The sequence below is a fragment of the Mesorhizobium sp. f-mel genome, from assembly GCF_053850215.1.
Genome location: NZ_JBSPTO010000031.1, coordinates 24,452 through 41,716 on the forward strand (window position 1 = coordinate 24,452; position 17,265 = coordinate 41,716).

At 63.8% G+C, this 17,265-nt stretch carries 11 protein-coding genes; 9 read left to right on the plus strand and 2 right to left on the minus strand.

From position 1 onward, the window contains the following. Positions 1 to 18 precede the first annotated feature (18 nt). The 9 genes from ACWUKX_RS26560 (at position 19) to ACWUKX_RS26600 (ending at position 11,812) form a co-directional block, all read left to right on the plus strand. Positions 19 to 459, plus strand: a complete 441-nt coding sequence (locus ACWUKX_RS26560) for a hypothetical protein (RefSeq protein WP_456009715.1) — start codon at positions 19 to 21, stop codon at positions 457 to 459. Between the two features lie 115 nt (positions 460 to 574). Then, positions 575 to 1,714: a c-type cytochrome biogenesis protein CcmI gene (gene ccmI / locus ACWUKX_RS26565; RefSeq protein ID WP_456009716.1), complete on the plus strand. Its 1,140-nt coding sequence runs from the start codon at positions 575 to 577 to the stop codon at positions 1,712 to 1,714. Positions 1,715 to 1,717: 3 nt separating this feature from the next. Further along, entirely contained in the window at positions 1,718 to 2,161 is a 444-nt protein-coding gene (gene ccmE, locus ACWUKX_RS26570) for a cytochrome c maturation protein CcmE (protein ID WP_065010432.1), read from the plus strand. A gap of 74 nt (positions 2,162 to 2,235) precedes the next feature. Then, positions 2,236 to 4,227 (plus strand): heme lyase CcmF/NrfE family subunit, encoded by a 1,992-nt coding sequence (locus tag ACWUKX_RS26575; RefSeq protein WP_456009717.1) that lies wholly within the window; start codon positions 2,236 to 2,238, stop codon positions 4,225 to 4,227. Beyond that, positions 4,224 to 4,691, plus strand: a complete 468-nt coding sequence (locus ACWUKX_RS26580; protein WP_456009718.1) for a cytochrome c-type biogenesis protein — start codon at positions 4,224 to 4,226, stop codon at positions 4,689 to 4,691. The genes ACWUKX_RS26575 and ACWUKX_RS26580 overlap by 4 nt, the downstream gene beginning before the upstream one ends. A gap of 130 nt (positions 4,692 to 4,821) precedes the next feature. Beyond that, positions 4,822 to 6,351, plus strand: a complete 1,530-nt coding sequence (locus ACWUKX_RS26585; RefSeq protein ID WP_456009719.1) for a Do family serine endopeptidase — start codon at positions 4,822 to 4,824, stop codon at positions 6,349 to 6,351. A 355-nt stretch (positions 6,352 to 6,706) separates the two neighbouring features. After that, positions 6,707 to 7,381 carry a response regulator transcription factor gene (locus ACWUKX_RS26590; protein WP_029354580.1) on the plus strand — a complete coding sequence of 225 codons (675 nt, stop codon included), beginning with the start codon at positions 6,707 to 6,709 and terminating at the stop codon, positions 7,379 to 7,381. 1 nt (position 7,382) lies between these two features. Beyond that, the gene (locus ACWUKX_RS26595) at positions 7,383 to 8,852 is read left to right on the plus strand and encodes an ATP-binding protein (protein WP_456009720.1); all 1,470 of its coding nucleotides are present in this window, start codon (positions 7,383 to 7,385) and stop codon (positions 8,850 to 8,852) included. Beyond that, positions 8,852 to 11,812 (plus strand): bifunctional [glutamine synthetase] adenylyltransferase/[glutamine synthetase]-adenylyl-L-tyrosine phosphorylase, encoded by a 2,961-nt coding sequence (locus ACWUKX_RS26600; RefSeq protein ID WP_456009721.1) that lies wholly within the window; start codon positions 8,852 to 8,854, stop codon positions 11,810 to 11,812. The genes ACWUKX_RS26595 and ACWUKX_RS26600 overlap by 1 nt, the downstream gene beginning before the upstream one ends. A gap of 93 nt (positions 11,813 to 11,905) precedes the next feature. Here ACWUKX_RS26600 and ACWUKX_RS26605 read toward each other — a convergent pair whose 3' ends face one another. Both ACWUKX_RS26605 and pepN read right to left on the minus strand, forming a co-directional pair. After that, positions 11,906 to 14,233, minus strand: coding sequence for a PAS domain-containing sensor histidine kinase (locus tag ACWUKX_RS26605; RefSeq protein WP_456009722.1), 2,328 nt, complete (start codon positions 14,231 to 14,233; stop codon positions 11,906 to 11,908). 333 nt (positions 14,234 to 14,566) lie between these two features. Further along, positions 14,567 to 17,212 (minus strand): aminopeptidase N, encoded by a 2,646-nt coding sequence (gene pepN, locus ACWUKX_RS26610; RefSeq protein WP_456009723.1) that lies wholly within the window; start codon positions 17,210 to 17,212, stop codon positions 14,567 to 14,569. Positions 17,213 to 17,265 lie beyond the last annotated feature (53 nt).

The window sequence follows — 17,265 nt, forward strand, 5'->3', positions numbered from 1 at the left end:
AGAAAACTGGTTGTTGGCATGAAGATTCGCGTCGCGCTCGTTTCCGCACTGCTGGCCGTTTCCGGCTGCACGACGCTGGGCAGGAGCCCTGGCTCCACGGTGGCGCCGCAGCCGGCCGCCACGCCGCAAAGTGACGGCAAGATCGCGACGACGATCATTTCCGCCATGGGGGGCGGCCTCGTCAGCGGATCGATCGGTACCGGCTTGAGCGATCCCGAAAAGCGCAAGGCGCTGGAGGCGGAATACAGGGCGCTGGAGTACACGGCGAGCGGCCAGAAGGTGAGGTGGAAAAGCGATCGGTCGGCGCTTTACGGTGAAGTCGTGCCCGCCCAGCCCTATCGTGTCGGCTCGCAGGACTGCCGGCAATACACCCATACAGTCTTTACCGGCGCCGCCGGCACCACCGCGCGCGGAACCGCTTGCCGCAACGCCGATGGCAGCTGGACGCCACTGACATAACGACCGGCCGAATGCTCCGGTTGACATCAATCAAGGACATGCGACGCTCCTGCCGTCAAAGCGTCGCAGGACCCCTGTGTTGGCAGGGGAGGGCTCTGCCGTTATTGGAATAAGCATGCTGTTCTGGGTCATAGCTGCCATTCTCACGCTGGGTGCAAGCCTGGCGGTTCTGATACCGCTGGCCAGCGGCTCGAAGAGTGGTTCGGCGAGCAGCGATCATGACCTTGAAGTCTATCGCGACCAGTTGTCAGAGCTTGACCTGGACGTGGCGCGTGGCCTGATCCAGCCGGCGGAGGCCGAAGAGGCGCGTGCCGAAATCGCTCGCCGCATCCTTCGCCTGGACAATGCCGATCCGGCTGACAAGGCAGCGGCGCGGCAGCCGTCGATGGCGATCAGGCTGGTTGCGACGGCTGCGGTCCTGGCGGTTCCGCTGGTCAGTTGGGGCTTGTACAGCCAGCTGGGCTCGCCCGATCTGCCGTCGCAGCCGCTCAGCGAGCGGCTGGCCAAGAATCCCGCCGATAGTTCGGTGGACGAGCTGGTGGCACGCGCCGAGTCCCACCTTGCCGCCAATCCGTCCGATGGCAGGGGTTGGGATGTTCTGGCGCCGGTCTATCTGCGCATGCAGCGGTTCTCGGATGCAGTGACGGCCTATCGCAACGCCATTCGCCTCGACGGCGACAGCGCCGCCCGCCAGGCCGGCCTCGGCGAGGCGATTGCCAGCGCAGCGGGCGGCATTGTCTCGGCCGACGCTCAGGCCGCTTTCGAGGCGGCGCTGAAGCTCGATCCGGCAAATCCGAAGGCCAGCTTTTATCTGGCGATGGGCATGGCGCAGGAAGGCCGCATTGAGGAGGCGACAGCGGCCTGGCAGAAAATGCTAGCGGCCTTGCCGCAGGACTCGCCATGGCGCGGCGCCGTCGAGCAGGCGCTGGCCGAATCCGCCAAGCGGACCGTCGCTTCGGGAGAGCCTGCAAAAGGCCCGGACGCCGGGGATGTCGATGCCGCCTCGTCGATGTCGCCGCAGGACAGGGAGGCGATGATCAACACCATGGTTGCGGGACTTGATGAAAGACTTCGCCAAAACCCGCGCGATGCGGAAGGATGGATGCAGCTTATTCGTTCCTATGTCGTGCTGGGCAAGGCCGATCAAGCACGCGACGCGCTCAATCGCGGTATCGCCGTTTTTGGCTCAGATAGTGAGGAAGCGAAGAAATTCACCGCCTTTGCCGTCTCGCTCGGCCTGACGGCGACGGAGTAAAACATGACGCGCAAGCAGAAAAGACTGTCGGTGATCGCCGGAGGGTTGGCCTTCCTCGGTGCCGCCACCGGCCTGACCTTCTACGCGCTCGGCCAGAAGGCCTCCTACTTTTACATGCCCGCCGATCTGACCACCGCCAGCCTGCAGCCTGGGCAGCGTATCAGGCTCGGCGGCCTCGTCGAAAAAGGCACGATCGAGCGCGGTCAGGGGGCTACCGTCGCTTTTTCGGTGACCGACAACCAGAAGCAGGTCAAGGTCACCTACACCGGCATTCTTCCCGACCTTTTTCGTGAGGAGCAGGGCGTCATCACAGAAGGCACGTTTCGCCCGGACGGCGTCTTCGTCGCCGACAGCGTGCTGGCCAAGCACGACGAGAACTACATGCCCAAGGAGGTGGCCGACGGCCTCAAGTCCAAGGGCGTGTGGCAGGAGAGCAAGAGTGACTAGGCAGGTTCCGCAAAAGTGTCTCACGGTTTTGCGGCAAGAACCTGTGGCAAAACAAAAACCTGGCGGGCGCCACAATGGTTGAAACCGGACATTTCGCGCTGGTCCTGGCGTTCGCGCTGTCTTTGGTGCAGACGCTGGTGCCGATGTTCGGCGCGCGCATGAACAACCAGAAGATGATGGCCGTCGGCGGTCCGGTCGCGGTGACCGGCTTTACCTTGACCGCTCTGTCCTTCGCGGCGCTGGCCATAGCCTATGCGACGTCCGATTTTTCGGTGGCCAACGTCTGGGACAACTCGCATTCGCTGCAGCCGCTGATCTACAAGATCACCGGCACTTGGGGCAATCACGAGGGCTCGATGCTGCTCTGGGTGCTGATCCTGACCTTTTTCGGCGCCCTCGTCGCGGCTTTCGGCCGCAATCTTCCCGCGACCCTTCGAGCCAATGTGCTGGCCGTGCAAGGGGCGATCGGCGCCACCTTTTTCCTGTTCATCCTGGCGACATCAAACCCGTTCGCCAGGCTCAATCCGGCGCCGATCGAGGGCCGCGATCTCAATCCGATCCTGCAGGATCTCGGCCTCGCCATCCATCCGCCGCTGCTCTATCTCGGCTATGTCGGCTTCTCGATTTGCTTTTCCTTCTCGGTCGCCGCCCTCATCGAAGGCCGCATCGACGCGTCGTGGGCCCGCTGGGTGCGGCCATGGACGCTGGTCGCCTGGATGTTCCTGACCGGCGGCATCGCCATGGGTTCCTACTGGGCCTATTACGAACTTGGCTGGGGTGGTTTCTGGTTCTGGGATCCGGTCGAGAACGCCTCCTTCATGCCTTGGCTGGGGGGCACGGCGCTGCTCCATTCGGCGATCGTCATGGAAAAGCGCTCGGCCCTGAAGATATGGACACTGTTGCTGGCGATCCTGACCTTCTCGCTGTCGCTGCTCGGCACCTTCCTGGTGCGCTCAGGCGTGCTCACTTCCGTCCACGCCTTCGCCACCGATCCGACGCGAGGCGTGTTCATTCTCTGCATCCTGACACTGTTCATCGGCGGATCGTTGGCGTTGTTCGCCCTGCGCGCCTCGAGGTTGACGGCCGGCGGCCTGTTTCATCCGATCTCGCGCGAAGGAGCGCTGGTCCTCAACAACCTGTTCCTGACCACGGCCACTGCCACCGTGCTGATCGGCACATTGTATCCGTTGGCGGTCGAGGCCGTTTCAGCCGATAAAATTTCGGTCGGCGCGCCGTTCTTCAACCTGACATTCGGACCGCTGATGGTGCCGCTATTGGTCGTGGTCCCGTTCGGACCACTGCTGGCCTGGAAGCGCGGCGACATCTTCGCCGTCGCCCAGCGCCTGATGGCGGCCTTCGCCGCAGGGCTTCTGGCCGTGCTGGTAACGGCCTTGTTCATCGATGGCGCCTCGGTGTTCGCGGCACTTGGCGTCGGCCTGGCCTTCTGGCTGATCTGCGGCGCGCTCACCGATATTGCCGTCAAGTCCGGCTTCGGCACTGTCGCGCCCGGCGTCATGCTCAGGCGCTTCGCCGGCCTGCCGCGTTCGGTCTTCGGCACCGCACTCGCCCATCTTGGCCTCGGGCTGACGACGCTGGGCATCGTCGGCACGCTTTGCTTCGGCACCGAGAAGATCTTGTCGATGCATGCTGGCGAGACCGTGCAACTGTCCGGCCACATGCTGCGTTTCGAAGGGCTCTATCCGGCCCAGGGACCTAACTATAGCGAGGATCGCGGCCGCTTCGCTCTGCTCGGCGCCGATGGAAGCACTACCGCTGTAATCACCTCCGCCAAGCGCTCCTATCCGGTCCGACAGATGACGACGACCGAGTCCGGTATCAAGACGATCGGTTTCAGCCAGCTCTATCTCTCGCTTGGCGACGAGGGGACCGACGGTTCCGTCGTGGTGCGGCTGTGGTGGAAGCCGCTGGTGACGCTGATCTGGGGTGGCGGCCTTGTCATGATGGCGGGTGCCGCAATGTCGCTCATGGACCGGCGCCTGCGCGTCGGGGCACCGTCCCGCCGTCGCAAGTCGGCGGGCGCCGTACCTTCCGCGAGCCTGCTATGACCGCAAGATTTTCACTGGCCTCCTTAGCCTTGCTGCTGACGCTGTTGTTTGCCGGCGCCGCACTTGCGGTGAAGCCCGACGAGGTTCTGGCCGACCCGGCGCTCGAGGCGCGGGCGCGGACGCTTTCGGAGCAGCTGCGCTGCATGGTTTGCCAGAACCAGTCGATCGACGAATCCGATGCCGACCTTGCCCGCGACCTGCGCGTGCTGGTGCGCCAGCGCCTCGTCGCCGGCGACACCGACCGGCAGGTGATAGACTACATCGTTTCCCGCTACGGCGAGTTCGTGCTGTTGAAGCCGCGCTTCAGCCTGCGCAATGCGCTGTTGTGGGGTACGCCGGTGTTTCTGCTCTTTGCCGGCGGGATTTTCATAGTATTGACCGCCCGGTCGCGCCGTTCGACGGCAACCAATGCGTTGACCGCCGAGGAGCAGGCGGAGCTGGACACTATTTTGCACCGGGACTGAAGGCGGCGGCCGCCCGCAAACATTACAAAAGTTTCATGCACCGGAAATGGCGCCGTAATGTGCGCGCCCCTATTTCTCTTGCCCGAGGATGCCGACCGAAGCGCATCCCTTGAAAGAGGATACGAGACCCATGAATATTGCCCCCAATTCAAATCCCCGCACCCGCAAACGCCTGTTGGCTGCCGCCGCTTCAGTGGCCATTGCCGGCGCGATCGGCTTCGGCGCGGTTGCCACCGGGACAGCCCCGGTCCTGGCCGAGGCGGTGCGTGTCGAGGCACCGCAGGTCCCGAGCTTCGCCGACGTGGTCGAGCGCGTTTCGCCGGCGGTCGTCAGTGTCCGCGTCAAAGCCAAGATAGAAACGACCGCCGACGACGGCTCCGACCTGCCCGACGCCTTCGGCAATCTTCCCGACGATCCGCAATTGCGCCGCTTCTTCAGGGAGTTCCGTGGCTTTGGCGATCAGGATGGCCGGGATGGAATGCGGCGTTTCGAACGCCGTGACCGCCAGCCGCGGCCGGTCGCCCAGGGTTCCGGTTTCTTCATCTCCGAGGATGGCTACCTCGTCACCAACAACCATGTCGTCGGAGACGGCTCGTCCTTCACGGTGGTGATGCATGACGGCAAGGAACTCGACGCCAAGCTGGTCGGCACAGATCCGCGCACCGACCTCGCTGTGCTCAAGGTCGAAGGCGACGGCAAGTTCACCTATGTCGACTTCGCCGACGATTCCAAGGTTCGCGTCGGCGACTGGGTCGTGGCCGTCGGCAATCCGTTCGGCCTCGGCGGCACGGTCACCGCCGGCATCGTCTCGGCCCGTGGCCGCGATATCGGCGCCGGCCCCTATGACGACTTCATCCAGATCGACGCCTCGGTGAACCGCGGCAATTCGGGCGGCCCGACCTTCAACCTCGCCGGTCAGGTTGTCGGCATCAACACCGCGATCTTCTCGCCGTCCGGCGGCAGCGTGGGCATTGCCTTCGACATTCCCGCCTCGACGGCCAAACAGGTCGTGCAGGATCTGATGAAGGACGGCACCGTCCAGCGCGGCTGGCTTGGCGTCGAGATCCAGCCGGTCACCTCGGAAATCGCCGAATCGCTCGGGCTGAAGTCCGATAAGGGTGCGCTCGTTTCCAGCGCGCAGGAGGATGGTCCCGGCAAGAAGGCCGGCATCACCGCCGGTGACGTCATCACTCAGGTGGACGGCAAGGACGTCGCTTCGCCAAAGGAACTCGCCCGTCTGATCGGCGCCTACCAGCCCGGCAAGCCCGTCGACGTCACGCTGTGGCGTGACGGCAGGAGTGAGACCGTCCAGGTTGATCTCGGCACGCTGCCTTCGAGCGACAAGCAGGCTTCGGCCGACCAGCAGCCTTCCGCTCCGGCAAAGGCCGATACGCTGGCCGATCTCGGTCTCACCGTCACCAGGTCCGACGATGGCAAAGGGCTTGTGGTAACCGATGTCGATCCCGACAGCGATGCCGCCGATCGCGGCATCCAGCCCGGCGACGTCATCACCTCGGTCAATTCGACGGAGGTCAATGGCACCGACGACGTCGCCAAGGCCATGGCCGATGCGGTGAAGTCGGGCCGCAAGGCGGTGCTGATGCAGATCACCCGCGACGATAGCAACCGCTTCGTCGCGCTGCCTGTCGCCAAGGGCTGAGGTCCAAACTTTTCCGGTGCGGCGGTTTCAAACACCCCCGAGCCGCCGCACGGGAAAGCACGGGGCTTGAATACATCAGTTAGTCAGTCATCGTGTTCCGCCCCAGCGGCAGCGGGCGATGGGAGCCCGCTGCCGCTCGAACAAAGCATGACGGCATGTCAAACAACAAAGCAGGTCGCCCAAAAGCCCGCCTCGGGTTTGATCCGAGGGTGCCGGCGGCTCGGCGTCAGCGACATTCCAAAACAAAGACTTACTGCGTATCCTTGAATCACTTTGTTCGCGAAACGCCCTGATGAAGGCCACGATACATATGCCGGCCACTCAATCTTCCAGCGAAATCGCGTATAACGGTCCCATGAAGATTCTCGTCATAGAAGACGATCGCGAAGCGGCCGATTACCTCCAGAAAGCCTTTACCGAGGCCGGACACACCGCCCATGTCGCCGGCGACGGCGAAACCGGCTTCGCGCTCGCTGACTCCGGCGACTATGACGTGATGGTCGTCGACCGCATGCTGCCGCGCCGCGACGGCCTGTCGGTCATCGCCGGTCTGAGATCCAGGGGCAACACGACGCCGGTGCTGATCCTGTCGGCGCTCGGCGAAGTCGACGACCGGGTCACCGGCTTGCGCGCCGGTGGCGACGACTATCTGACCAAGCCCTATGCCTTTTCCGAGCTTCTGGCCCGGGTCGAGGTGCTGAACCGGCGCGCCAGCGCCAGGGAAGCCGAAACCCTCTACCGGGTCGGCGATCTCGAGCTCGACAGGCTCTCTCATTCGGTGCGACGCGCGGCGCGCGAAATCACGCTGCAGCCGCGCGAGTTCCGCCTGCTGGAATATCTGATGCGCCATGCCGGCCAGGTGGTGACGCGCACCATGCTGCTGGAAAATGTCTGGGACTATCATTTTGATCCGCAGACCAACGTCATCGACGTTCACGTCTCGCGGCTGCGCGGCAAGATCGAGAAGGGCTTCGACAAGCCGATCCTGCACACGGTTCGTGGCGCCGGCTATATGCTCAAGAGCGGGTAGCATGGCTCTTTCCATGCCGGCCATCATGAAGACGACGGCAGCGCGGCTTTCGGCGCTCTATCTCCTGCTGTTCGCCATATGCGCGGTGCTGCTCGTCTTCTACATGACTTCGCTGTCTGAACGCATGCTGACCGGCCAAACGCAAGAGACCATCAACGACGAAGTGCTCGGCCTCGCCCGGGCCTACCAGCGCGGCGGCTTGCCGCTGCTGGTCCGCGTGGTCGAGCAGCGCTCCCGCCAGCCCGGCGCCAATCTCTATTTGATCGCCGACACCAACGGCCAGATCCTGACCGGAAACGTTCAGAGTCTGGAGCCTGGCGTTCTCGAAGCCGAGGGCTGGACGACGGAGCCGTTTTCCTACCGGCGCTTCGGCGAGGGCGAGCTCGAGCGGCAACGCAACCCGGTGGCCGACCCGAACGAACCCAGTCAGAGCGAAGTCCAGATCGAAGGCGAGAAGGGTCACAACGCCATCGCGCTGGTGCTGCGCCTGCCAAACCAGATGATCATGCTCGTCGGCCGCGATCTCGGCGAGCCTGAGCGGTTCCGCGCCGTCATCCGTCGCGCCTTGATGCTGGCGCTCGGCATGATGGCGCTCGGCGGGCTCCTGATCTGGTTCTTTGTCGGCCGCGCAGCGCTGAAGCGCATCGACATCGTATCGGAAGCTAGCCGCCGTATCATGGGGGGTGACCTCTCCGGCCGGCTGCCGGTCACCGGGGCCGGCGACGAGTTCGACCGGCTGTCGGAAAACCTCAATTCCATGTTGGCCAGGATCGCCACGCTGAATGAAGGGCTGAAGCAGGTCTCCGACAACATCGCCCACGATCTGAAGACACCGCTGACCAGGTTGCGCAACCGTGCCGAAGCGACGCTTTCCGGCAAGCACAGCACTACCGACTACCGCCAGGCGCTGGAAGGGACGATCGCCGAGTCCGACCAGCTGATAAAGACCTTCAACGCCATCCTGATGATCTCCAGGTTGGAGGCGGGCTATTCCTCCGAAAGCACCAGCCGGGTCGATCTGGCTGCGTCCGTGCACGATGTCGTCGAGCTCTACGAGCCGGTGGCGGAGGAGGCGGGGGTGACACTCGAGACCTCGGGTCAGGATGGCTTCGCCGTCGAGGGCAATCGCGAGCTGATCGGCCAGGCGCTATCGAACATCGTCGACAACGCGATAAAATATTCGACCGATTCGACCTCCAAGCCGACCGTCCGCGTGGCGCTCGATCGCGTCGGCAGGGAAATCAGGCTTTCCGTCACAGACAACGGCCAGGGCATTCCCGACGATGCCGATCGCGCCAGGGCAACCGAGCGTTTCGTGCGGCTGGAGAGAAGCCGCTCGCAGCCGGGTTCCGGCCTGGGCCTCAGCCTCGCCAAGGCAATCATGACATTCCACAATGGACGGCTTGATCTTCTGCCCGCCGATCCCGGATTGTCCGTCGTCATGAGTTTTCCCGAACGGGAGGATCGCTGATGGCGGTGAGGGCGGCTGGGGAACAGACCAACTGGCTTTTGAAGCCGGCGGCAAAGCTCGCTCCCCTGGATCAGAACCGCGCCAGGCGGGAATTGTCGGAAATCACTTCCGCCGCGCAGGAAGACGGGCTTACCCGGCTCGCGAAATTTCTCGCCGGCAAGGGCGCCAGTCAGGAGTTCCTCGCGGCAGTGTTCGATCTGTCGCCATTCCTGCGGGGCACCGTGCGCCGCCGCCCGCAGATCCTTGATGCGCTTTTCGATGAGACCGTCGAGACCCGGTTGGCGTCGATCGGCGCCGCGATCGACAAGGCGGCGCGGGCGGAAGGCATTTCTGAAAACAGCCTAATGATGGAGCTGCGGCAATGGAAAGCGGAAGCGCATATCCTGATCGCGCTGGCCGACCTTTCAGGCGAGGCTGAAACTGCAATCACAGTACGGCGGCTGAGCGATCTTGCCGACGCCTGCACCCGCGCTGCTGTCGACTTCCTGCTTCGCGACGCGCACGGACAGGGCAAGCTCAAACTTCCGGACCCCGAGGATCCGGCGCGCCGGTCGGGCTGGATCCTGCTCGGCATGGGCAAGCTTGGCGCGCATGAGCTGAACTTCTCCTCCGACATCGACCTCGTCGTTTTCTTCGACCCGCAGGCGCCAGCCGTCGTCGATCCGCTCGATGCGACGGAGCTGTTTTCGCGCCTGACCCGCCGGCTGGTCCGCATTCTCCAGGACCGCACCGAACACGGCTATGCTTTCCGCACCGACCTCAGGCTTCGTCCCGATCCCGGTTCGACGCCGCTGGCGATCCCGGTCGAGGCGGCACTGCGCTACTACGAGGCGCGCGGCCAGAACTGGGAGCGCGCGGCCATGATCAAGGCGCGTCCGGTGGCCGGCGATCTCGCCGCCGGTGCTGCGTTCCTGAAGGACCTCCAGCCCTACATCTGGCGCAAATACATGGACTACGCGGCGATCGCCGACGTCCATTCGATCAAGCGCCAGATCCACGCCCACAAGGGCCACGGCGAGATCGCGGTGAAGGGCCACAACGTCAAGCTCGGCCGCGGCGGCATTCGCGAGATCGAATTCTTCGTCCAGACCCAGCAGCTCATCGCCGGCGGTCGCTTCCCCGAGCTGCGCGGCCGCGAGACCGTGCCGATGCTTGGCCAGCTTGCGGCACGCGGCTGGATTACGGCCGATGCGCGCGACGCGCTCGCTCGGCAATACTGGTTCCTGCGCCGTGTCGAGCATGCCGTCCAGATGGTCGCCGACGAGCAGATCCATATACTGCCGGAAGATGACGAAGGGCTCGAACGCATTGCCCGAATGCTCGGTCTTGCCGATGCGGCGGTCTTTGCCGAGGCCTTCCGCGCCGCACTCCATCAGGTCGAACGTCACTACGCAGCGCTTTTCGAAACCGCGCCCGAGCTTTCGGCCGGCATCGGCAATCTGGTCTTTACCGGCGATGTCGATGACCCCGATACGTTGCAGACCCTGCAGAGACTGGGATTTCAGCGGGCGAGCGACATCTGCCGGGTTATCCGCGGCTGGCATTTCGGCCGCTATCGCGTCACCCAGTCGGCCGAGGCGCGCGAGCGGCTGACCGAACTGACGCCGGCGCTGCTGCAATCCTTCGGTCAGACGCGCCGGGCGGACGAGGCGTTGATGCGCTTCGACGAATTCCTCGCCGGCCTGCCCGCCGGCATCCAGCTCTTCTCGCTGCTCCAGTCCAATCCGGCTCTGCTGAAGCTGCTGGCGACGATCATGGGCGCGGCTCCCCGGCTGGCCGCCATCATCACGCGCCGGCCGCACGTGTTTGACGGCCTGCTTGATCCGGCCCTTTTGACCGAACTGCCGGACCGCGCCTATCTGTCCGGCCGTCTCGCCGCCTTCCTCGAAGGCGACAGAGACTATGAGGACGTGCTCGACCGCTTGCGCATCTTTGCGTCCGAGCAAAAATTCCTGATCGGCGTCAGGCTGCTTGCCGGCTCGATCGATCCGGCCCGCGCCGGCCGCGCCTTTTCCGATCTGGCCGATCTCACCATCGAAGCGGCGCTGCAGGCGGTCATCGCCGAGTTCGCGCTGCGCCACGGTCGCATCGCCGGCGGCACCGTTGCGCTGCTCGGCATGGGCAAGCTCGGCAGTCGCGAATTGACGGCCGGCTCCGACGTCGACCTTATTCTGCTCTATGATCACGACACCGATGCCGAAGAATCCGATGGCGACAAGCCGCTCGCCCCATCCCACTATTACAGCAGGATGACGCAGCGGCTGATATCAGCCGTGTCCGCGCCGACCGCCGAGGGCGTTCTCTACGAGCTCGACCTTCGCTTGCGGCCGTCCGGCAACAAGGGGCCGGTGGCGACCCATGTCGATGCCTTTAAGAAGTACCAGCGCAAGGACGCCTGGACATGGGAACACATGGCGCTGTCCAGGGCTCGCGCGATCGGTGGCGATCAAACGCTGTGCACCGAGGCCGAGGCCGAGGTGGCGGCGGTGCTTGCCCTGCCGCGCGACAGCGCCAAGGTGATGGCCGAGGCGTCCGAGATGCGCACGATGATCGAGAAGGAGAAGCCGCCACGCGATCTCTGGGACATCAAGCTGATTCCGGGCGGTCTCATCGATCTCGAATTCATCGCGCAGGTGGCGGTGATCACGGGAAAGGTCGAAGCCGGCCGCCGAATCACCGGGACGGCGGAAGTCCTGTCGAGGCTGGCGCCGGATTTCGCTGAGGTCCAGGTCAGGCAAGAGCTTTGCGATGCTTATGCGCTTTATCTGGCGCTGACCCAGATGACGCGGCTCTGCATCACCGGCGTATTCGAACGGGACGACGTTCCGCCGGGGCTTTCGGATCTGCTTCTGGCGGTTACCGACCTGCCGGATTTCGGTGTGCTGGAAGCGCACCTCAAGGAGACATCGCAAAAGGTGAGAAAGGATTTCGACCTTTTGCTTCGTGCGAAACGATCATGACGTCACAACGCCAAACGGCTGTTTCGAAAAGCATCGGGGGCGCTGTCCATTCGGCGTTTCCGAAAGTTCCAACCGCTTCACGACAACAGAGAGTCAGGCGGCGGCCCTGACCGGCTGCGTCGACTTCTTGATCGGAATGCGCACCGACACGATCGTGCCGGTGCCTTCGGTGGAGCGGATTTTCAAGGCGCCGCCCTGAAGCTCGGCCAACGAGCGTGAGATGGCAAGGCCAAGGCCGGAACCGGCATGGCTCTTGGAAAACTGGTTCTGCACCTGTTCGAACGGCCGCCCGAGCTTGCTCAGCGCCTCCTTGGGGATGCCGCAGCCATTGTCTTCGATCGTCAGGACCAGAGCACTGGACGTGTTGCGGGCCCTTACCGCGATGCGGCCGCCCTGGCCGGTAAATTTCACCGCATTCGACAGCAGATTAATGATGATCTGCTTGATCGCCCGGCGGTCGGCGAACAGCGTCAGTGAATCGGGGATGCGGGTTTCGACGGTGATCGACTTTTCCGCTGCCTGCAGCGAGATGACGCGCACCGTTTCCCTCATCAGCGGACAGAGGTCGATTTCCTCCTGATCCATCGAGAACTGGCCGGCCTCGATCTTCGACATATCGAGGATGTCGTTGATGACGCCCAGAAGATATTTGCCGCTGCCGTTGATGTCGGTGGCATATTCCTCGTAGCGCGGCGAACCCAAGGGCCCGAACAGCGCCTGTTCCATCAGCTCCGAGAAGCCGATGATAGCGTTGAGCGGCGTGCGCAATTCATGCGACATGTTGGCCAGGAACTCGGATTTGGCCCGGTTCGCCGCCTCGGCGCGCTCGGTTTCCTTCATGTATTTGCGATTGAGCTCGACCAGTTCGCGCGACCGCTCTTCCTCCGCCCGGCGGGCAAGGCTGAGATCGTGGATCGTCGCCATCAGCCGGCGCTCGCTGTCGACCAGCTTCTCCTGGTGCAGCTTGATCTGGGTGATGTCGGAGCCGACCGAGACGGTGCCGCCGTCCCTGGTCCGCAGCTCGTTCACCTGCAGCCAGCGGCCATCGGCAAGCTGCCGCTCGAAGGTCACGCCGCCTTGCTGCCCGTTGGTGTTGGCAAGCCGGCGCTCCGAAGCGAAGGCAAGCATGCGATCTTCGAGAACGGCGCGCGAGGCGCCTGGCATCACGTCGCGATCCGACAGACCGTTGTCCTGCTGGTACTTGGAATTGCACATGATCAGGTGCTGGGCGGAATCCCAGAGCACGAAGGACTCGTTGATGTTTTCGATGGCCGTTCGCAGGCGAAGATCCGCGGCCTCGGAGCGCAGCGCCAGGTGCCGCTGCTCGGTGACGTCAACGGCGATGCCGATCAGCTGGATCTCCGGCGCTTCCGGGTCGATCACCTGCGCCCTTGCGCGCATCCACACCCATTGTCCGTCGGCATGGCGCATCCGGAACACCTGGTCGATGTGATCGATCTCGCGGGCGACGATTCTGTTGGCGAGCTGGAACAGGTCGCCATCCTCGGGATGGATGATCTCGTCGACCTCGCCGAACGACAGCATTGCGTCGCAGGGCTCATAGCCCAGCATGTCGTACATCGAGCGCGACCAGTACATCTTGCCGCGGACCATGTCCCAGTCCCACAGGCCGCAGCGGCCGCGCACCAGCGCCATGTCGATGCGCTGGTGCGCTTCGAGATAAATGCGGTCGGCCGCCTGGGCGCGCGCCGCCTGGCCGAAATAGGCGTAGAGGATGACGATCAGTACGCCGGCTGTCAGCACGAACAGCGTGACGTTGAGCGAAACAGTCTTGCGCCAGGTGTAGAAGACCGCATCCTGCGGAACGAGCGCTGCGGCAGCACTGTTCCTGCCGTTTGTCAGGCTCACCGCCGCATACCAGTCCTGGCCGCCGATTCTGACCTCCATCACCCCGGCGCGGTCGCCGAACATGAACAGCGGCTGACCGCCCTGGGCGATGGCGTCGAGCGACCGCCCTTCCCAGCCGGTCGATTGCGGTGTCACGGTAACGATCTTGAACGCGCTGTCGGTGACCGCAAGCACGTGGCTTCGGCCCATCGCGCCCTGACGGCTGATGCCCTCCAACAGGTCCTGCGTCGCGCCAGGCGTTGAGCCCAAGTTCGCATCCACGCTAATCGAACTGGCCAGTTGGCCTGCCGCGAGCGAGAGGATCGCCTTGGCGTCGCGTTCCACGTCGTCACGCTCGTTCATCAGCGACAGGAACCGCAGCGCCGCGATGACGACCAGGAAAATGATGATGAGGGCCGGTATCGATCGGCGCAACAATGGCTCGGCTGCCAGAAGCCGTCGGTAGGCGGGTTCGGCGATGAGCCGCGCGTTGCCGGCGAGACCATCGCTTCTCGCCTCACGCCGCTCAAAAGCTGTCCCTCCGGGCGCGCCCCACGCGTCCGCCTTCGCCATAAATGGCTCTCCCCGATTTTAAATCTGCTTGATGATCCGGCGACGCCGCACTTCCGAATCTTCAGCTAAAGAATCAAAGGTGATTCGGCTTGTCCATAGGCGCGGCGAAAAAAGATTAAAAATCGACTAAAATAGTTCGGCGCCGACTTTCCCTCCCCCTTGGGGGGAGGGTGGCCCGTAGGGCCGGGAGGGGTCCCCGGCGAAGCGCTCCACCTTTTAAATCAAAGGTCGGGGCGGGTGGCGTCGGTCGACGCCGCGTACTGCCGCAGTGACCCCACCCTTCCATCCGCCTTCGGCGGCTGTCCACCCTCCCCTCAAGGGGGAGGGGAACCCTCACGCCAGCGTGCGCTCGACGATGTCCCGCAAATCGGCCGATAGGTTCTCGGCATTGGAGATCGAAAGCAGCGCTTCCCTTGCCTTGGCCTGCCGGGCAGGTTCGAGCGAGCGCCATGATCTGAGTGCTGTCGCCAGCCGGGCGGCCAACTGCGGATTGCGCTTTTCGACCTGCAGGACCGTTTCGACGAAAAACCTGTAGCCTTCGCCGTCGGCGCGATGGAAGCCGGTCTGGTTGGCGCTGGAAAACGTGCCGACGAGCGAGCGCACCCGGTTCGGGTTGGCCATCGAGAAGGCCGGATGGCTGGTCAGGGCGCGCACCGCGTAAATGGTTTGCGGGCCGGGCACGCTGGCCTGGATCTGGAACCATTTGTCCATCACCAGCGGATCGGTCGTATATTTCGCTTCGAAGTCGGCCAGCGCCTTGACCGTCTCGGGCGAACCGCTGTGGCGGAGCGCAAGCACGGTCAGTGCGGCGGCGCGGTCCGTCATGTTGGTCGCGGACTGGAAATGCCGGGCCGCAAGCGCCGCGCCTCCCGGCAGCAGCGAGAGATAGTCGAGCAGGATGTTGCGCAGCGCCCGGCGCCCGGCGCTCGCCGCATCCGGACTGAAAGCGTCCTTGTCGGCCAGTCGATGGTAGAGGTCGGAGAATATCTCGCGGTTGGCCTCGGCGATCGCGGCCGTCAGCGCCTCGCGGGCGGAGAAGATGGCATCGGGATCGATGTTCTTGCCGATGTCGCGGGCGATATCGGCTTCGCTCGGAAGCGCCACAGCCAGCGCCCGATAGGCCGGTTCGAGCGTCTCGTCGCCGGCTATTTTGCCGGCAAGCCCGGTCAACCGTGATGCGAAACCGGGCTGCTGGCCGTCAAGGACCTGGCGGAAGGCTGATATCAGCGCCTCGGTCAAAAGCGTGTTGAACGCCTGCCAGCGCGAGAAGGTATCGTTGTCATGGCCGGCAAGGAAGAACTGATCGTCGGCCTTCTGCTCGACCGAAAGCGTCACCGGCGCCGAAAAGCCGCGATTGAGCGACATCGCCGGGCGCTCGCCAACGCCCGAGAAGCGCACCATGTGCCGGCGCCTGCGGATATGGATGACGCCGTCCTCGACGCCGGCCCCCTCGACGCCGCTATAGGCTATCGCTTTGCCGTCGGTGCCGACTAGGCTGAAGGCAAGCGGAATATGCATCAGCCGCTTGCGGCTTTCGGACGGCGTCGGCGGCACCGACTGCTCGATCTCGAGCGTGAACTCCTGCGCTGCCGCATTGTGCGTCGAACTGATCGTCAGATTGGGCGTCCCCGCCTGATGGTACCAGAGCGAAAATTGCGAGAGGTCGCGGCCGGACACATCTTCGAACACCTTGATGAAGTCCTCGATCGTCGCAGCCTCGCCGTCATGACGCTCGAAATAGAGATCCATGCCGGCCCGGAACGTCTCGCTGCCGAGAATGGTACGGATCATGCGCACCACTTCCGAGCCCTTTTCATAGACTGTCGCCGTGTAGAAATTGTTGATCTCGCGGTAGCGGCGCGGCCGCACAGGATGCGCCAGCGGTCCCTGGTCTTCGGGAAACTGATGTGCCCGCAATGTGCGCACTTCGGCAATGCGTTTCACCGCTCGCGAGCGCTGGTCAGCGGAGAATTCATGATCGCGGAAGACCGTCAGCCCTTCCTTCAGGCAAAGCTGGAACCAGTCGCGGCAAGTGATTCTGTTGCCAGTCCAATTGTGGAAATACTCATGCGCGATGATCGCTTCGATATTGGCGAAATCGGCGTCCGTGGCGGTCTCCTGGTCGGCCAGCACATATTTGTCGTTGAAGATGTTGAGGCCCTTGTTCTCCATCGCGCCCATGTTGAAGTCGGACACGGCAACGATGTTGAAGACGTCGAGGTCGTATTCGCGGCCGAACGCCTCCTCGTCCCATTTCATCGACCGTTTCAGGGCGTCCATGGCATAGCCGGCGAGCCCCTCCTTGCCCGGCTCGACATAAATGCCGAGCTCGACCTTCCGACCAGACAACGTGACGAAGCTGTCCGCGACCTTGCCGAGAGCGCCCGCCACCAGGGCGAACAGATAGGACGGCTTGGGGAAGGGGTCGTGCCAGACTGCGTAATGCCAGCCGTCGGCAAGTTCGCCGCTTCCAGCCGGGTTGCCGTTGGAAAGAAGCAGTGGCGCCTCGTGGTGCCGCGCCTCGATGCGCACCGTATAGACGGACAGGATATCGGGACGGTCGAGAAAATAGGTGATGCGCCGAAAGCCCTCGGCCTCGCATTGCGTGCAATAGACGTTGCTGGAGCGATAGAGGCCCATCAGGGCTTCGTTGTGCGCCGGCGCCAGCTCGGTTTCGATCAGGAGCTGGAAGTGGGATGCTGCGGGCAGCGTGGTGATCGTCAGCTGATCGGGCGTGGTAAGAAAATCTGCCGGCGTGAGTGTCCGGCCGTCGATTGCGAGGCGGCTGAGCGTCAATCCATCGCCGTCCAGCACCAGCGGCACTGACGCCGCGACACCGTCGCGGCGTTCGACCGTCAGCACGGCGATGACGCGCGTGGCTTCTGGTGACAGGCGGAAAGTCAGGCCGGTTTCCGGAATGAGATAATCGGTGGGGCGATAGTCTTCGAGCTTGAAGACCTGGCCGGTGTCCGTGCGCATTCCGTGGGGTTTCCTGTCGATTCCCGCAGCGGCAGGTGGATCCGCTGGTCTAA

Bases quoted from the DNA above. Each gene is read 5' to 3' on its own strand.
- ACWUKX_RS26560 (WP_456009715.1), top strand. From the start codon at position 19: ATGAAGATTCGCGTCGCGCTCGTTTCCGCACTGCTGGCCGTTTCCGGC.
- ccmI (WP_456009716.1), top strand. From the start codon at position 575: ATGCTGTTCTGGGTCATAGCTGCCATTCTCACGCTGGGTGCAAGCCTG.
- ccmE (WP_065010432.1), top strand. From the start codon at position 1,718: ATGACGCGCAAGCAGAAAAGACTGTCGGTGATCGCCGGAGGGTTGGCC.
- ACWUKX_RS26575 (WP_456009717.1), top strand. From the start codon at position 2,236: ATGGTTGAAACCGGACATTTCGCGCTGGTCCTGGCGTTCGCGCTGTCT.
- ACWUKX_RS26580 (WP_456009718.1), top strand. From the start codon at position 4,224: ATGACCGCAAGATTTTCACTGGCCTCCTTAGCCTTGCTGCTGACGCTG.
- ACWUKX_RS26585 (WP_456009719.1), top strand. From the start codon at position 4,822: ATGAATATTGCCCCCAATTCAAATCCCCGCACCCGCAAACGCCTGTTG.
- ACWUKX_RS26590 (WP_029354580.1), top strand. From the start codon at position 6,707: ATGAAGATTCTCGTCATAGAAGACGATCGCGAAGCGGCCGATTACCTC.
- ACWUKX_RS26595 (WP_456009720.1), top strand. From the start codon at position 7,383: ATGGCTCTTTCCATGCCGGCCATCATGAAGACGACGGCAGCGCGGCTT.
- ACWUKX_RS26600 (WP_456009721.1), top strand. From the start codon at position 8,852: ATGGCGGTGAGGGCGGCTGGGGAACAGACCAACTGGCTTTTGAAGCCG.
- ACWUKX_RS26605 (WP_456009722.1), bottom strand. From the start codon at position 14,233: ATGGCGAAGGCGGACGCGTGGGGCGCGCCCGGAGGGACAGCTTTTGAG.
- pepN (WP_456009723.1), bottom strand. From the start codon at position 17,212: ATGCGCACGGACACCGGCCAGGTCTTCAAGCTCGAAGACTATCGCCCC.